This is a genomic window from Paraburkholderia sp. JHI869, from assembly GCF_038900775.1.
GTDB lineage: Bacteria > Pseudomonadota > Gammaproteobacteria > Burkholderiales > Burkholderiaceae > Paraburkholderia.
The window spans coordinates 280,239-296,408 of sequence record NZ_JAYMSC010000005.1 but is presented as its reverse complement, the minus strand read 5'-3'; the positions used below and the strand labels follow the sequence as shown (position 1 = coordinate 296,408).

Annotated in this window: 14 protein-coding genes; 2 read left to right on the top strand and 12 right to left on the bottom strand. The window is 56.5% G+C overall.

Annotated features, from left to right (window positions below; all coding sequences use genetic code 11):
* Positions 1–133 precede the first annotated feature (133 nt).
* From VSR72_RS12480 to VSR72_RS12435, 10 genes are all read right to left on the bottom strand, one after another.
* Entirely contained in the window at positions 134–1,912 is a 1,779-nt protein-coding gene (locus tag VSR72_RS12480; RefSeq protein WP_342952671.1) for a GMC family oxidoreductase, read from the bottom strand.
* Between the two features lie 6 nt (positions 1,913–1,918).
* The gene (locus VSR72_RS12475) at positions 1,919–2,659 is read right to left on the bottom strand and encodes a gluconate 2-dehydrogenase subunit 3 family protein (RefSeq protein ID WP_342952670.1); all 741 of its coding nucleotides are present in this window, start codon (positions 2,657–2,659) and stop codon (positions 1,919–1,921) included.
* Positions 2,660–3,105: 446 nt separating this feature from the next.
* The gene (locus VSR72_RS12470) at positions 3,106–3,378 is read right to left on the bottom strand and encodes a hypothetical protein (protein ID WP_342952669.1); all 273 of its coding nucleotides are present in this window, start codon (positions 3,376–3,378) and stop codon (positions 3,106–3,108) included.
* A 275-nt stretch (positions 3,379–3,653) separates the two neighbouring features.
* Entirely contained in the window at positions 3,654–4,661 is a 1,008-nt protein-coding gene (locus VSR72_RS12465; protein WP_342952668.1) for a D-2-hydroxyacid dehydrogenase, read from the bottom strand.
* Between the two features lie 239 nt (positions 4,662–4,900).
* Positions 4,901–6,097 carry a mandelate racemase/muconate lactonizing enzyme family protein gene (locus tag VSR72_RS12460; protein ID WP_342952667.1) on the bottom strand — a complete coding sequence of 399 codons (1,197 nt, stop codon included), beginning with the start codon at positions 6,095–6,097 and terminating at the stop codon, positions 4,901–4,903.
* A gap of 393 nt (positions 6,098–6,490) precedes the next feature.
* Positions 6,491–7,696: a MalY/PatB family protein gene (locus VSR72_RS12455; RefSeq protein ID WP_342952729.1), complete on the bottom strand. Its 1,206-nt coding sequence runs from the start codon at positions 7,694–7,696 to the stop codon at positions 6,491–6,493.
* Between the two features lie 123 nt (positions 7,697–7,819).
* Positions 7,820–8,776 carry a LysR family transcriptional regulator gene (locus VSR72_RS12450; protein ID WP_342952666.1) on the bottom strand — a complete coding sequence of 319 codons (957 nt, stop codon included), beginning with the start codon at positions 8,774–8,776 and terminating at the stop codon, positions 7,820–7,822.
* Positions 8,777–9,445: 669 nt separating this feature from the next.
* Positions 9,446–9,790 carry a carboxymuconolactone decarboxylase family protein gene (locus VSR72_RS12445; protein ID WP_342952665.1) on the bottom strand — a complete coding sequence of 115 codons (345 nt, stop codon included), beginning with the start codon at positions 9,788–9,790 and terminating at the stop codon, positions 9,446–9,448.
* A 59-nt stretch (positions 9,791–9,849) separates the two neighbouring features.
* Entirely contained in the window at positions 9,850–10,131 is a 282-nt protein-coding gene (locus tag VSR72_RS12440) for a hypothetical protein (RefSeq protein WP_342952728.1), read from the bottom strand.
* Between the two features lie 429 nt (positions 10,132–10,560).
* A complete protein-coding gene (locus tag VSR72_RS12435) occupies positions 10,561–11,415 on the bottom strand; it encodes a helix-turn-helix transcriptional regulator (RefSeq protein ID WP_342952664.1) in 855 nt (284 codons plus the stop codon).
* Between the two features lie 127 nt (positions 11,416–11,542).
* On the opposite strand from VSR72_RS12435, the gene VSR72_RS12430 reads away from it, so the two are divergent.
* Both VSR72_RS12430 and VSR72_RS12425 read left to right on the top strand, forming a co-directional pair.
* Entirely contained in the window at positions 11,543–12,865 is a 1,323-nt protein-coding gene (locus VSR72_RS12430) for a tetratricopeptide repeat protein (protein ID WP_342952663.1), read from the top strand.
* 193 nt (positions 12,866–13,058) lie between these two features.
* On the top strand, positions 13,059–14,321 hold the full coding sequence (locus tag VSR72_RS12425) for an MFS transporter (RefSeq protein ID WP_342952662.1): 1,263 nt from the start codon (positions 13,059–13,061) through the stop codon (positions 14,319–14,321).
* 663 nt (positions 14,322–14,984) lie between these two features.
* Here VSR72_RS12425 and VSR72_RS12420 read toward each other — a convergent pair.
* Positions 14,985–15,449: a cupin domain-containing protein gene (locus tag VSR72_RS12420; protein ID WP_342952661.1), complete on the bottom strand. Its 465-nt coding sequence runs from the start codon at positions 15,447–15,449 to the stop codon at positions 14,985–14,987.
* Between the two features lie 389 nt (positions 15,450–15,838).
* The gene (locus VSR72_RS12415) at positions 15,839–16,135 is read right to left on the bottom strand and encodes a DUF4148 domain-containing protein (RefSeq protein ID WP_342952660.1); all 297 of its coding nucleotides are present in this window, start codon (positions 16,133–16,135) and stop codon (positions 15,839–15,841) included.
* Positions 16,136–16,170: the final 35 nt, after the last annotated feature.

Genomic DNA, 16,170 nt, shown 5'->3' with positions numbered 1-16,170 from the left:
ACGCTCCGTTGTTGCCCGTTGTCGCCGTCGCGCCGGCCTCCTGCGCCCCAGCGCGCGCGACCCACGTCGCGCACACAAACATTGCAGATATCCACAAGGCAATTGCTATGGTTGATTTTTTCATTGCCCGACCTCAAGCTTGAACCAGCGGTTCGGCCGGATTCTTCAAATATTGCTCCCGAATCGCCTTCGCCGCGTGGTAGGCGAGCGCAACGACGATTCCCGTCGGGTTGTACCCCATGTTTTGCGGGAAGGCGCAAGCACCTGTCACGAATACGTTTGGCACATCCCAGCTTTGCAGATACTTATTTACAACGCTGGTTTCCGGCGAACTTCCCATCACGGCACCGCCAGTCGTATGCGTCGACTGATAAATGCGAGTGTCGTATCGTTGGGCCTTAGTACGAATGTGTCGGAATGTCTTTTCGGGCTTCATAGCCTTCGCGACCTCTTCTACACGCGTTCCGATGTAGTCCAACATGGCGTATTCATTGTCGTGCCAGTCGAACGTCATACGCAGCAGGGGCTGGCCGAATTTGTCCCGATAAGTTGGATCGAGATCAAGGTAGGCGTCGCGGTACGGCATCACCGAGCCCGCTACCCCAATCGTCATAGAGCGTTGGTAAGAATCCTTGACGCCAGCTTTCCAGCCGCTACCCCACGACGGCGTACCGGGAACGGGCGACGCCTGTTTGATTGGACGACCGCCCGTGCGAACGTGCCGCACACATGCACCTCCGACAAACCCGAGAGGACCATGATCGAACTGGTCTCCATTGAGATCATCCATCGCAACGCCACCGGCACCCGACCCGACAAATGGGTTCAGTTCAGTACCTTTCGGCAGAAGGACACTGATACCTCCATTCATCTGGTATGCGTAGTTGCGGCCGACAACGCCTTCGCCGGTAATGGGATCGTACGGCTTACCGATGCCCGAGAGCAGCAGCAATCGGACGTTATGCATCTGAAATGCAGCCAGAATGACGAGATCCGCAGGTTGCTCGACCTCTCGGCCCTGCGCATCAAAGTAGGTTACGCCCGTAGCGTGCTTCCCATCTGGGGAAAGCAGAACTTTCGTTACGTACGAACGCGTGCGCAACTCAAAGTTTGGCTTCTTCAGTAGGACGGGGAGAATCGTCGTCTGCGGCGAAGCCTTCGAATACATGTAACAACCATAGCCCTCGCAGAACCCACAAAAATTGCAAGGTCCGAGACGCACACCGTATGGATTGGTATATGGTTGCGACGCATTCGCAGCTGGCGCAGGGTAAGGATTGAACCCCACTTCGCGCGCAGCCTTTTCGAACAGCGAGGCGCCAAGCACATTCTTCAACGGAGGCGTCGGATATTCACTGCTTCTTTTGGCCTCGAGCGCATTACCACGGCGGTCGATTTTGCCGTTCAGATTACCGGCCTTCCCTGAAGTTCCAAATACCTTCTCTGCGTAATCAAAGAACGGTTCCATTTCGTCGTAGGTCACGGCGAAATCCTGAACTTGCATGCCTTCGGGAATGAACTTCTTTCCGTAGCGCTCTTCGTAGCGTGTTCTCAGCTGCAGCTCTTCGGGAAGCATCCGATAGTGCATCCCATTCCAATGAAACCCTGCACCGCCCACTCCGTTACCGAGAAGAAATGAACCATGCTGCCGATATGGAACTGCCAGATCGTTAATCCCGTGTCGGACCGTTACCGTTTCACTTGAGAGATCCTGAAACAGCGCTCCACGAACGCTGTACTTGAGTTCGTCGATAACCTTCGGATATTGCGCATCGGTCGCAGTGTCCTGCATCGCACCACGCTCCAGGGCGACGACGTTAAGGCCCGCGTCCGTAAGCTCCTGACCTAGGATCGCGCCTGTCCATCCCAGCCCCACGATCACGCAGTCGACTTTGTCTTTCTTGATTGCCACGCCCGCTTACCCCCGCCTTCCGTCGATCGAAACCGGCCCGTACGGGTACTTAACCCCGGGCTGGTCGATCCAATCCATGTAGTCTGCTCTTGCGCCCGGAAAGCCCACCATCTTCCAGCCGACCATGTTCTTGTTCCCGCCATAGATCGGGTCCGCAAGGAACCCTTCCTTTGTATTGGCGAGCAAATACGAAAAGAAGACTTTCGCCGGAACAGATTCGAAGTGCACCTGGCCTTTCTCGACCGCGTGCAGAACCGTTTCTTGCGTCGCCACGTCGAGTTTGGAAAATGCCTTGCCGCTGTACTGCTTCGCGCAGTACTCGTCACATTCCTTGATACCGTTGCGGTAGATGTCGCGAGGCGTGAGATTCAGTTGATAGCCCATCTCCGGAGCCTGATCCGTGTGGAAGGGACCTTGCATATACCAGAGCTTGCCATGACCGTATGGCATCTCCATCTGGCGATCTATGTACTCTGGGACACCCGCTTTGACCGCGCCTGGCCCAAGGGAATCTTCGGGGATCAGCCGGTCTACCGCCGCGTGTATGAAAATCCACTCGACATCCGTAAAGAACGTAGGGTGGTGTCGCGCGCTGTTGTCAGCGGCATCTTCCCTCGCCTCCCGGTGCCCACTGTTGCTGTCACACGCGGACTGCGTGATCGTCGCGCCGGTAGCAACGGTTGCTGCGGGCACTATGGCCAGCACTTGTCGTAGGAAACGACGGCGCGGCTCCTCCTGGTGACTCATAGCTTTCCTTCATTGGACTTTTTTCGAAACTGACAGAGCGCCACGCAGTGGATCGCCGGTGGCAAAATAGCCGCCCGGTCGTTCATAGGGTTCCTGCGCGGTGACCTGCCGTGATAGCAACGTCAGCCAAGAATCATCATGCCCGGCGTCACTTACCACACCGCAGGCCGCTCTTAAGGAATCAGCGCGATCGAGTGTTGATTGCGCGCATACCTTCAATCTCGTCGCATTCTCTGCGGTGATATTCGCTGCGGCAAGCTAGAAAAAGTTTGTGCTATTGAAAGCAAAACTTTTGACACAATTCGGCCGAACTCAACTTTCCCCACCGACTCCAACTCCACGATGCGGGTTACTTGCTGAAAAGGAAACGCCCCTGCTCAAGCAGAGGCGTCGCCGTACTTCCAGGCATCTCGTCCAGCACTTCTATGTCTTAGTGCTCAAGCAACTTAAAGAATGTTGTGGTGATCAGCAGCAATCCCGCGGGGGCCACAAAAATAACGCTTGCCGAACGAAATTTTTGCAACGCTGGGACTCGCCACACGAGGTAGCAAGGAATCAGGCAAGGCACGATTCGGAGCTGTCCACTGCAAAAGGGCCATCGAGGAAATGTCGGCCGAGAACCATCCAGTGAGGAGCACCACCGTAGCGAGGGCAATAAAGATCGGAAGGGTGCGATCGAATGCCGTCCCTCGCTTGATGAACCGGTCCACGATGTTCAACGATGCCCTTCATTGCGTCGTGGAACCCGAGGTACGCACCGAAGAACGCCGACGATGCGTGGCGATCTCCTCAAGTGGGAAACATCAACGCACAGTCCGCTACCGATGCTGCAAAGCTCCGGGTGACCGAGCCCTCGCGGACCGGTAATCTCACTAGGAATGTGCAATGCCAGGAAGCTTCTGTTTGCCCGGTCCGATTGCAGAGAGGGATCAATCTCCCGGCAGTCTTGCCTGTTTCCGAACAGGATCTCCACTCACGCAGTTTCTCTGTCGCGCTAGCTTGCAAGCGCACTTCGTGTATGGTGGGCAGACTCACGGCCCGCATCTTTAGACTTCCCCGCTATCACAACGCAGCGTAACTCCTGACCGCGCAGTTGGCGCGATACGTTCTCGACGGCAAGTTCAGCAAGCCGGTTTGTCACGAAATTCCCGCCTCCAGCGACGTGCGGAGTAATGAGCAAATTCGGCGCATCCCAAAGGCTGCTCGTCTCCGGCAAGGGCTCGGGGTTCGTGACATCCAGCCCGGCGCCGGAAAGGTGTCCGGAATGCAGCGCATCTCCAAGAGCGTCCTGATCAACGACATCTCCGCGAGCAACATTGATGAGGATGCTCCCGGCTTTGCACGCCCGAAGCGTCTCCGCATTCATCAAGTTCATTGTGTCGCCATGTGACGGGACGGCGACGACCACCACGTCGGCAATTTTTAGCGCCGACTTCAACTCGGAGGTCGGGTAGACACGACTCGCAAGTTCAGATGGCTTGCCACTACGTGTTACCGCAATGATGTCCATGCCGAAAGCCCTGGCCCTCTGCGCAACAGCCTTCCCGATCGCGCCGAAGCCCACCAATGCCATAGTTCGGCCCTGAAGCGAGCTCATTTGGGGTGCAAAATGGCGCCCCCATTCCCGGCGTTCCTGTTGCTTAACCGCTTCCGGCAAATGCTTTACGAGAGCAAGCAAGAGTCCCATTGCATGCTCGGCTACTGGGATCGCCCACGAGTCGCCTGCGTTGGTGACGGTCACTTCACGTGGTATTCCAAAACGCTGCAGGTTCTCATAGCCGGCGGAGAGCGTTTGTATCCATCGAAGTTTGGGAGCGCCAGACACCGCAGCCGCTACCTCCGCTGAAAATGCAGGTCCGACGAGGATAAGCCCCTCTGCGTCAACCACTGCCTCGGCAAGCTCGCTTACCTCTTCTGCGTAGCTCAACAGGACGTCCGGCACCGCCGCAATCGCGCCACCAACCGTTTCACGCGCGAACTTGCCAAAAAAAACTAACTTCATTCTTTGTCTCTCTCCTACCTAAGCTAGAGGAAAGCTCGCTTGTGTGACGCGTCAAGACGCGTCATTCCGGCATCAAACCTGATGACTTGCGTCCTGCCGTAGGTAATCATCTGCCGAGACGGCTAACCTGCCTCGCTCCGCCGATATACCGCACAGCGCCAACCGTTCGTTCCGCGAGTCTTCCCTCCTCGTTTGCACATTGCCGCCAGCGACTCGGCACATACACGAGCGCTGCCGAATCACGTGCGCAGTTCGACTCCTGCTTTGGTCATGCGCTCCTCGGCATCGCGTCTCAACGTCATACCAAAGCCGGGACGAGTCGGCACAGTGAACTTCCCATTCTCGGGCTGAAGGTCCTCCTCAAACAGCTCGCGGTTCGCTGGGCGCGTCGCGTAGGAATGGTGCTCGTGAATGGCGAAATTCGGGATTCCTGCCTCAAACTGCAGTGCAATTGCGGTTGCCAGTGGCGAGCCGCACACGTGTGCTTGCACCCCGACATCATATGCATGAGCCATATGTGCGACTCGGTACGCTTCGCTGATCCCGCCAACCAAGCAAACGTCCGGTTGGATCATGTCAACTGCCCCAGCCTCGAGGTACGGCATGAAGCCCCAACGCGTGTAGAGTCGCTCACCGGTTGCAAGCGGAATCGGAGACTTGCGTGCGACCTTGAGGTGTGCGTGCTCACTGTTCGGGTGGGTAGGCTCTTCGATGAACAGAATGTTCAAATCACGGACAACTTCGGCGATCTGCAGTGCGCCGACCGTGGAAGTCATCGAATTCAGCTCAAGAATAATGTCGACGTTTGGCCCCAAGCCCTCCCGAACGGCCTCCATGCGCTTACGGAACAGACCACGTTGCATCGGGGTCAAAAGCCCTCGGAGCCCAGCAGTTACCTTCTTGCCGTCATGATCCGTCATGATCGGATTCACCTTCACGCAGTCGAACCCAAGGCCGCGCACTTGCGCCGCGACATCCCTGAACTGCGCGGGCTCACCAACCCATTGGCCATCTTCGCCCCAACCCAAATGCAACTGACTTGCATAACAGCGCAGCGGCTCGGGTGTACTCCGACCGAGGAGCCTATGCACCGGTTGGCCAAGAGCTCGGCCCTTGATGTCCCAAAGCGCGGCGTCGATCGCGCTGATGGCAGCGAATACCACCGGGCCACCGCCTTCAGCCCACACCGAGCGCCGAAGCAGGTTTTCCCAAATCGTGTCCGTATGGAACGGGTCAGCTCCGAGCACGAACCGCTCTCCAAGCGTGAGGATCATCGGCCCGACCGCGGGAGCGCCAGTTCCATACGCCATTCCCGCCTCGCCCAACCCGCTGATACCCTCGTCTGTGTGCACACGCGCCAGCACCACGTTCCAGGACGCCATGCTGTCCCGGCCGGAAAGATCAGCTTGGAGTACTTCGATACGTGTAACTTTCATGCTCTGCCTCCTTGAATTTTTAAAGCACCAAAAGCGTGGCGCGGTGAGCTTTGGCGCTGTCAACGCACGCTCAACGTTCAATCTCGAAAACCACTTGAATAGCTTCAATCGTGCCGATCGCAAATCACGCTTGCAAGTTAGTTATTCTACTTCGATGAAAAGAAAAACTTCTCAACTTATATCCTCACAGGAGTCGCGCAAATGCATGCGGCAAGAGATTCGATCGCATAGCACGATATTGACCGCACCATCAAAGGCGTAGCCACGCCAAATTGTGCGACACGAACGGGCGCGACTCAGAAGCCCTATTTGCATCAAAGGTCGGCCGTCAGTTCTCGCGTTCTGCCGCCCAACTACTGGATTTACGCCTATGCAATCCGCGACCGAAGGCGCTCAGAGTTCCGACAAAGCGGTGGTGAGGCGTTGGATCGCTTTATCGACCGTAGCCCGCGGACACCCCAAGTTTGCACGCATGTAGCCATGGCCAACGATGCCAAACTTCTGCCCCTTATCAAGCCAGAGCCGAGCCTTTTTCAGCATGAAACTGTTCAACTCGTCGGCGCTCATCCCAAGTCCTCGACAGTCCATCCAGGAGAGATAAAGCGAGTCGGTTTCCAGTACTTCGATCTTCGAGGTAACGCCCTGCACGGCCTTTCGGAAGTGTGCATGATTTCCGCGAACGTATACCAGCAGATCTTCGAGCCACGATTCGCAATGCGCATAGGCTGCTTCGGCCGCTACCATGCCCAGCGAGTTCACTGCGAGGTACATGTTTCGGTCATACTGTCGCCGGAACTCTTCTCTGATCCGAACGTTGGAAACAAAGAGGTTTGCGCTCTGAAGACCCGGCAGATTGAAGGTTTTGCTTGGCGCGGTGCAGGTAATGCAGTTATCGGCGAAAGCCGGTCCTAGCGAAGCAAAGGGTACGTGCTTCTTCGTCGGATTGAGGATCAAATCCTGGTGAATTTCGTCTGAGATGACGATCACGCCATGGCGGCGGCAGATCTCTCCCATTGCCGTCAGCTCTTCCTTCGACCACACATTTCCCGTTGGATTGTGGGGGTTACTCAGAATAAAGAGCTTTGTACCAGTGCGAATGGCCTTCTCGAACGTTTCCACGTTCAAGCGGTATCCGCTTTCGGTCCGTTCGAGAGGCGCCAAGGCGAGACGTCGCCCGTTCATTGTCACATCATCGTGAAAATGCGCGTAGACCGGTGGTTGGATGAGTATCGAATCACCCGGCGCAGAGAACGCCTGTATCGCCACCTTGATTGCGGTGATGATCCCACTGGTCTGAAGCACCCACTTCTTATCTACGTCCCATCCAAACCTCTTTTGCTGCCAGCGGATGACCGCCTCGACATAACTGTCGGTCGCGCCCGCGGGATAGCCAAAGACTCCGAATTTGACAGCATCCTCGAGCGCCTCGATTACCGGCGGCGGCGCTTTGAAGTCCATATCCGCTACCCACATGGGTAACGGCTTTGCCTCCACTTCGTCTGGCTCAAGAAGTCTTCGGCCAGAGTCCCACTTCAGTGAGTTCGTATCCTCTCGGTCCAAAACCTTGTCAAATGAATACGCACCCGTCGTGCTCGACATGCTAAAGGTCGGTGATTCCTGAAAATTGTTCACAGCACTTCCATTGGTCGTTGATGAACGTTCTTGCGGCGGAGGCGTATTTCAGCGCTTCCAATCGTTCCAATATGCCGCAAAGATGCGGGACTAGGCAGGACAATCCGAAACCGAGAAATCCACCACTTCTCCGAGCTCTCTATCCCATGGAGGAATCCGTCCGATATCGTCAACAACAAAATCAATGAAACTACGCACCAAAGCGTTTGCGTACTTCGTCCGGTAGTACATCGCGTAAAGAGTATGCGTTTCCGCCGGACAATATTCCGGCAAGACTATCTGTAACGCGCCCTTAAGAATGTCCGAGGCGACCACATACGTCGGAAGGCAAGCGACCCCCTTTCCTTGCAGCGCAGCTTCATGCAATGCGAGGCTGGAGTTCGAATCAAGCACTGAGCGAATCGTGACTGTCTGTGAGTCGTTTTTGCCACGAAACGTCCACGCCCCTTCGGTCGTCATTGCGGGATGCGTCAGACACCTGTGCCGCCGAATATCAGCCGGCTTGTGAATAGACTCATTTGCATCAAGGTATCCGGGCGCCGCACAATAGACCCAATGTATCGTGGCTAACTTTCTCGCCGCATAGCTTGAGTCTGTTCTGCTAGTTATGCGAACCGCCACGTCGAAATTTTCTTCGACCAGGTTTGTCAGACGGTCGTCGAGTGAGATCGAGGCACTGACTTCAGAGTGGGCGTCAAGATAACGCCCCAAAACCGGAGTCAACTGTTTCGCTCCAAAAGCCATGGAGCACGTCAATCGTAGATTCCCTTGCAGGTTTTTTGAGTGTCGAGCAGCGTCGAGGGTAGTTTCGAGATCAGCCAGAATTCCACTCGCGCGCTCAAAAATTACGCGGCCACTGTCGGTGAGCGTCAAACTTCTGGTCGTTCGTTTGACGAGTAGAACGCCGAGGTGCTCCTCCAACTGGGAAAGATTCTTGCTGATTGCGGAAGGCGACAGTTCGAGTTCCCGTCCCGCCGCGGACAGACTCCCCAATTCCGCGATTCGGACAAAGACGGTAATCTGTGTGAGGGACGCGAAGCTTTTCATAGAGCAGCCTGCCATTTAAGACAGATACAACAAGCGAGGTGCCGACTCCGCCGAACTCCGCCACGCTCCGAAGCAAGTCGCGCCTGTTGGCTCGTTTTGCCTCCCGACATGACAGATGGAAAAGTCATCTGAACGAGCGTGCGGAAGATGAGACACTCATTACATCACCCTGCAACTGCTCGGTTCGTACTATCCCACGTGCTACGCATCACGCCACGCGAGATTTTCTTTGGCGCCGGATAGAAAATCTTTGCCGCCAACTTTATTTGCGCGGCGAAATCGTACCGAATAACGGCATCAACTGTCGCTACGAACCCACGCCATCGGGGCCTGGCGCTACCGTTGATCTCGAATTCTGCGTCGAGCGAAGAATTGCGGCGCCGCACCGCGACGAATAAATGAATCTGGAGGAAAGGGAAACTACCAGGTGTCATGACAGATGAAAGCGAGGCTTCGAGGCCGTCTACCTTCATCCCGACAGGCAATGACAACCGTAACCGTGTACCGCCGCATGGTACGGCGAAGCGCCCTGAACGGTCACCGGAAAGGAGCTGAGTCTACGAAGCCGATGTTGCGCAACATCATACGATCTGTGGGTTGCGCGGATGAACGGCCCCTGCAGAGCACAAACGTTCCTCGTGCCCTGCAAGGCCGTGTAACCCGTTTCTTTTACAGGTTTTCCAGCTGTGCGCGCGCCTCGAGAACGCGCGATGAGTAGACCATTGCAGCGCCAGCGTTCAGCGCAATGGCAACGCTCAGTGCTTCCGTGATTTCCTGCTTGGTCGCGCCGAACTCGACGGCCTTCTTGACGTGAACCGAGATGCAGCCATCGCAACGGGTAGTGACCGCAACAGCAAGTGCGATCAGTTCATGAATCTTTGGCTCAAGCGTGCCGCTTTTTTCCGCGGCTCCCTGCAGTGCTGCCATACCGCGAGGAACTTCCGGGTTTTCCTTGCCGAACTCGGCAGCACGAACAACGAGTGCATCGCGGTACTTATTCCAGTCTTGCATCATGATTTGCTCTCCAGTTCGGACGGCGCTTAGCAGTAGTGCCGTCCATGATCAAAAAAAGTTCAACCGACCTGATAAATCCGGACTTCTGGAGCGTCGCCCAGCAGCGGCTTGAGGCTCTCGACGACATCCATGTTAAAAAGCGAGCTTTCGAGATAGCCGTCCACCGCTTCGCGGCCATCAAAGCCGTGGAGAACCTGCACGTCCTCTTCACGAATCAGGAGTTCCTTCGTCTTAGCTCCCTTTATCGTGCTCAAGAACGGCTCTTTGTACTTGGCATACACTTGCGCCGCAGCAGGTCTATTCTCTGCCGAAACTTTCAACGTAATTTGAAGGTAAAACAATTCGCTCTCCTTTCTATTCACTTGAAAACTGCTCCGCATTTCGGCCATTTCTCTCCGTGTCACAACAACATCTTCCTCTGGCATCGCCATTGTTGCCCTTCGCGAACGCGCCTGCAAAGCATATAAACTGTGAGACGCTGAAAGAAAAACTTCGCCTCAAGAATTCCTTGCTTAGCCTTGCGCCATTCAGATCAACGCCATACAACTCGTGGGCAACATTCCGCTGACGTCAATTCTTCGCATCGCACATAGGGTACCCAAGTTATTATTTCCTCGCCGGCGCGGACTTTTCACTTTTCTTCACAAATCGGAGAAATTTGGATTGCTCCGGTCGAGGCTTTTTGATTGCGATGGTGGGGGGCCAGTTCCGCAGCGCCCATCTGGGATGGACAAGCGAGACTGCTACGCACAGGAAGAGCAGTAGATGGCTTATTCGGTGCTCGTGTCGGCGAACCCGTGAGAGTCGTCGACGTCACGCCCACGCATATACGCCTGCGGACTGCGCCCCATCTCTCGCCGAAACGCATATACGAATGCGGAGGTCGAGCCGTAGCCGAGTTCCATTGCAGAACGTGTGACCCCCATTCCGCCAGCCAGTAGCTCGACGGCTCTGAACAGCCGCATCCGCCTCTTCCAAGAGCGCAGACTCATTCCTGTTTCCGCTGCGAATCGGCGCGCAAGTGTGCGCTCGGATATACCCAGAAGCCGGCCCCATTCCGCCGGACTCCGCGTATCCGCCGGCTCCACGTATAGAGTCTCGCAAAGCGATGCGAGACCCACGTCTCGCGGCCATGGAACCGCAGAGGGAAGCGGCTTCGAGCGGCGCAATTGGTCGAGGAGCAGTTGCGTTACTCGCCCAGAGTAACCGTCTGAACACTCTTCGCCCTGGATCGCCGTAGCTTCAACGATGAGTGCCTTTAGGAGCGGAGAAACGCTAAATACGGCTGGCTCTTTCGAAGGGAGACCGACGGCAGCATTGTTTGCGACCCATAAGCTTCGAAATTCAGCCCCCAGCAACGATCCAACCCTGTGTCGCAACCTCGTCGGAAGCCAAACAGCCTCCGCAGATGAAATGACAACGGAGCTACCTTCAGTGTTCACCATCAGGGCCCCGGAGACCGCGTAGACAAGTTGGTTCCAGTCGTGAGCGTGCTCTGGGAAATAGTGACGGGCAGGTACTGATTGCGCCCGTACCTTGATCGGCCGAGGTGCCGCGGCCTTATCGATTGACTCGACTGGTGTCCAACCCACAGGAATCTCCAAAAATTGGCAGTTATTCCACATCGCTCGGCGTCTAATCGAGATACAGCCATAGGCAAGTTTGCTCTAATTGACGCAATCAGCGGTCGCCGTCAGCGACGGCACCGCATTCCGTCAGTTTGACGTTGGCATCGGAGGAGCAACAAGACTTATGGCACATACTGACCGCTACGACTTTCCGCTATCGACCAGCTCCGGCGTCGCTGCGGAACGATACCAGACAGGCGTCGATCTGCTGCTGTCATTGTGGCCAGGGGCCGAGGAGGCTCTCGAGGCCGCGATTGCACTCGACCCTGCTTTCGCCCTCCCCGTGGCTGCTCGCGCTCGATTGCATGCCATTCGCTCTGAAACGACAATAGCGCGCGCGCTAGTCAGCAAGGCCCAAACGCTGGTTAGCGTCAACGGGACGGAGCGAGAGCGCAGTCATGTGGAGGTCCTCAGCCTCGCGATTACCGGTCAGTCCGCCAAAGCACTTGCAGCGGCTCTCACTCATGCAGATCGCTGGCCTCGGGATATTCTAATCCTGTCACTCCCGCTCGGCGCGTTCGGTCTCTTTGCATTCTCCGGAATGGCAGATCATGACCAAGCCCGCGTCGACCTATGCGAGCGGCACGCCCGACACTTTGACGACAGCGACTGGTGGTTTTTGACCTATCGCGGCTGGGCCCATGGAGAGAACGGCAACATTCAGCGTGGCCTTTGCTTTACGGAGCGTGCGCTTGAACTGCGGCGGCACAACGTCAACGCAGCACATGCGTTCGCGCACGTAATGTACGAAGCAGGAGCGAGTGACAGTGCCGAGCGGTTCCTGGACGGTTGGCTTCCTGAATATCCCCGCAGCGGTGTGCTGCACAACCACATTGCCTGGCATATCGCACTTATCTCGCTCGAGCGAGACGACATCGAAGGTGCATTGAATATATATAACGCCAACGTCGCCCCTGCTGTAACCACCGCAGTCCCGGTTAATGTGGTCAGCGACACGTCTTCGTTCCTCTGGCGCTTGCAGGCATACGGGCATTCCGTGCCGAAAGGGATGTGGGAAGATGTCGCGAAATATTCTGCCGCTTACTTTCAGCAGGCGGGCTTTCCTTTTGCAGATTTGCATATGGCGATGATCTCCGCCGCCACTGGCGACAAGGAAGGGCTTCAGCGTCGCAGCGATGCACTAGTCAAGCTAGTTGAGGCAGGCAAGCTGCCAGCTGGGCCTGTCGTGCCTGCACTTTGCGATGCAGCTCGCGCCTTCGTCGAGGAAGAGTATGCCCGCTGCGCCCAGATTCTCGAGCCGGTAGCCATGGAGGTCGCTCGTATCGGCGGTAGCGGTGCCCAACGCGAGGTCGTCGAGGACACACTTCTCGTCGCGCTAATGCGAAGTGGCGATGTACATCAGGCCCGCGCCTTGCTCGATAGGCGGCTGCATCGCAGACCGTCTCCGAGGGACACGCGTTGGCTTAGCCAACTCGTCACCACTTGACTAAACATCCGCATTCGAAAAGCTCCTTTGATACTTCAGGCGGGTCCGCGCCAGCACTTACAACGCGAAGTTAAGCCGATCGCCCGCCCGAGGGCTTGAACCTCGTCCCTCCTGCCGTCACCTGACTTGCGCTGTGTTTACTCTACGCGCCTGCCTGTGTCGGAAGCCTGGACACCAATGACAGTTGAATTGCATGGACTCAAACGTTGTAGAGAAAAAGGGAGGGCTACAACAGCTACTCCTTCGCATTGCGAGCCCTGCCGCGATTATCTCAATCGCGCAGCTATTCGGCACATCACTATGGTTCAGTGCTAACAGCACGGCCGCCGACCTGGCTCGGGTCTGGAGCGCTACGCCCGCGGACATCGGCTGGCTGACCAACGCCGTCCAGCTTGGCTTCATTCTTGGAACGCTCCTCATATCGATGAGCGGAGTCGCCGACAAAATCCAGGCGAGCAAGATTTTCGTGCTCAGTGCGATTGCCGGCGCGGTATTCAACGTGTGCTTTGCATGGCTCGCGACCGGTATCGTGAGCGGCGCTGCTTTTCGCTTCTGCGTCGGCGTGTGCCTTGCCGGCATCTACCCCATGGGCATGAAGCTAATTGTAAGCTGGGCACCAAACCGAACTGGGCAGGCACTAGCGCAGCTCGTCGCGATGCTTACTCTCGGCACAGCCCTACCGCATGCATTGAAATTGCTGGGCTCGGGGTTCCAATGGCAGCTCATCATTACTGCTTCTTCCGTGCTCGCGATCTTCGGTGCGTGCCTCATTGGTTGTCTCGGTGATGGTCCGCATACCCGCCGCATTTCCACCGCTGACTCTCAGGCACCCGATGAACCCACGACCGCGCTTGGCATCTTTCGTATTCGCCCGTTCCGCGCAGCAAGCATAGGTTATTTCGGCCACATGTGGGAACTGTACACATTCTGGACCGCAGTACCTTTGCTGATATCGCGGACCCACATCGCAGAGCACTTTCCTGCACTCGGTGTCGCCGGGTTGTCCTTTGTCGTCATAGGCGTGGGAGCAGTGGGCTCGCTTATCGGTGGCTACCTTTCGCGCGTGATCGGAAGCGCGAAGGTTGCCCTCGGCGCACTGACTATCTCGGGGTTAAGTGCGCTGGTGTTCTCAGTCGCATGGCGAGGTCTGCCGCCCTGCGCGGTCGGTGCTCTACTTCTTGTATGGGGCGCGGCAGTCGTCGCCGACTCGCCGCAGTTCTCAGCACTCGCAGCCAAAGCATGCCCGGCCAGCAACGTTGGAAGCGCGCTAGCGATAATGAACTCCATAGGTTTCGCGGTAACAGTCGTATCGATAGCGTTGACAACGGCACTACTTAGCTACGCCGGCCTCGATGCCACGTGGGCCTTAGTCCCAGGTCCGCTGATCGGCCTGTTGGGGTATGGCCACACCTTACGTGGTTCGTCCCAGAAGGAACAGTGTCGGACGTGCCGATAGCATCCGGAGCGGACACTGGCTATTGAAGTGCCAAACGACGCGCCCAACATCATAGGCTGCGTCTAGTCGCCGACCGCGTTGTGAATATCGATGCCCTCTTCGTGGGGCAGCGGACGCAAATGGCAAGTGTTTGGACGAGCAGCTCGAACGCGAACTCGACGAAGGTTCCGCCCCCTTCGTTCGCGCCAACAAATGGTTCGAGAATCCGCTTGGCGAGATCCGTGACCGGTATCTACACTGCGTTGTATCCGCCAATTGTCGACCCATAAGCGATGGAAGCACCACACAGCGTGCGGGACTTTCCGCTCGTTGGAGTCTCTCCATTGCAGCGGCAACGTTGAGTGGCGTAGACGCATCCCCTCCGTACCCCTGTCATGGTTACTGCTATTTTCCGAGTGACGCCATCGTCTTGATAACGGTAATTGGCTCCCCGCCGACACTAGTCGGCAGATGAGTGTCGGGACTGTAAGTTCCCTTATGATGAAAGCCGACGTTGGCTGCGCGATACGGGCTATCAGCAATCCGCTTCATCGCCAACCCAGACCAATCTACCCCAATGTCGTGAATGATCGGCGCAGACCTATAAATGAGGTCGATAGCGTACTGCCCAATTTTCAGCGTGCGCTCGCGCGGCAAGCACCATTAGGTAACAGAATATTGACTTCACGGAACCATCTGCATGTCGCCCGGAGCTTGCGGGGGCAGCTTGATAGCGAGGACTTTGAATTCGCCGCTGGAAGGCTCCGATCCTGCATGTACGGTCCCCTTCGGGATAATGATCAGGTCACCAGGGTGAATCTGATGCTGTTCGTTACCCAGCCAGAATGTACCGCTTCCTGAGATCACATACTGGATCTCGTCGGAACCTTTATGCGTATGCTTGGGTACATTGCCGGTTTGCACAGCGACGGTCCCGCTCGGCGTCACTACTAGGCCCTTCGAGTGCAAGGTGCCCATGTTCGGAATCTGCGGGCCGAGATCGGCATCTGTCATGGCCGCTAAGTCGATAATCTGCGCCGTCAGCGGCACATTTGACGTTTGCGCTCGAGCCGGTGTGGTCAGATGGGATGTAAACATCCCAGCAATGAAGGCTGCGGGCAATGCCGCAAGGTAGATGTATTTACGCATGTTCTCTTTCCTTTTAGGTTAAGCGTGACCAACGACGCACAGCGTACTGAAGTGGTATGTCCTTGTTAGATTGTCGCGCCATCGAGCAGGCAGTTCGCAACCAGGGCAACACCGGAGTAAGTCGTCACATTGACGCAAGCTCCGCTTCGATATGCACACAATCCGTCTCCGTACATCAGCGGCAGAAGCCAACCAGCCGATAGTTCGTCCAAGTAACGGACGCTTACCTATCGACCAATTCTCGTCGGTAGGTAGCGAAACGTGTCATCGGGGCGCCGAGTGCGCCACAAAGGGTTAGCTCTGCTCTATGCTGCAATGCGACGCGCGGTTTTGTGCATGAGGTCTGACGAGATCCGTAGTGGTTCCGCTGCTTCTCACCTGGTTTGAAATTACTGGCACTCTGTTTCGAACCAATGGTCGACCAGGCGCTGCGCCGCGTGTAGATCCTCTGGGTAGTTTGGGTCGTCGTTCCAAGGTGACGGGTCGTAGCCCGCTTTTCTCAAGGCCGAAAGCTCGCTTTGGTTCTGTGCCTTCGTCGGATGCGCGTTGCTTCTAAGCGCGGCCAAGTCACAGCACTCCGTTGGGCTCAGATGCGGCCTGCTTTGTGGCAGGCCACCGGTGACACATCCAGCAAGCAGGAGCGCCAACACAGCAAGCGTCGGCCAGCATCTCAAAGGATTGTCCATAGCACATCTCCACGCGTCTGATTGGCGCAACGCAA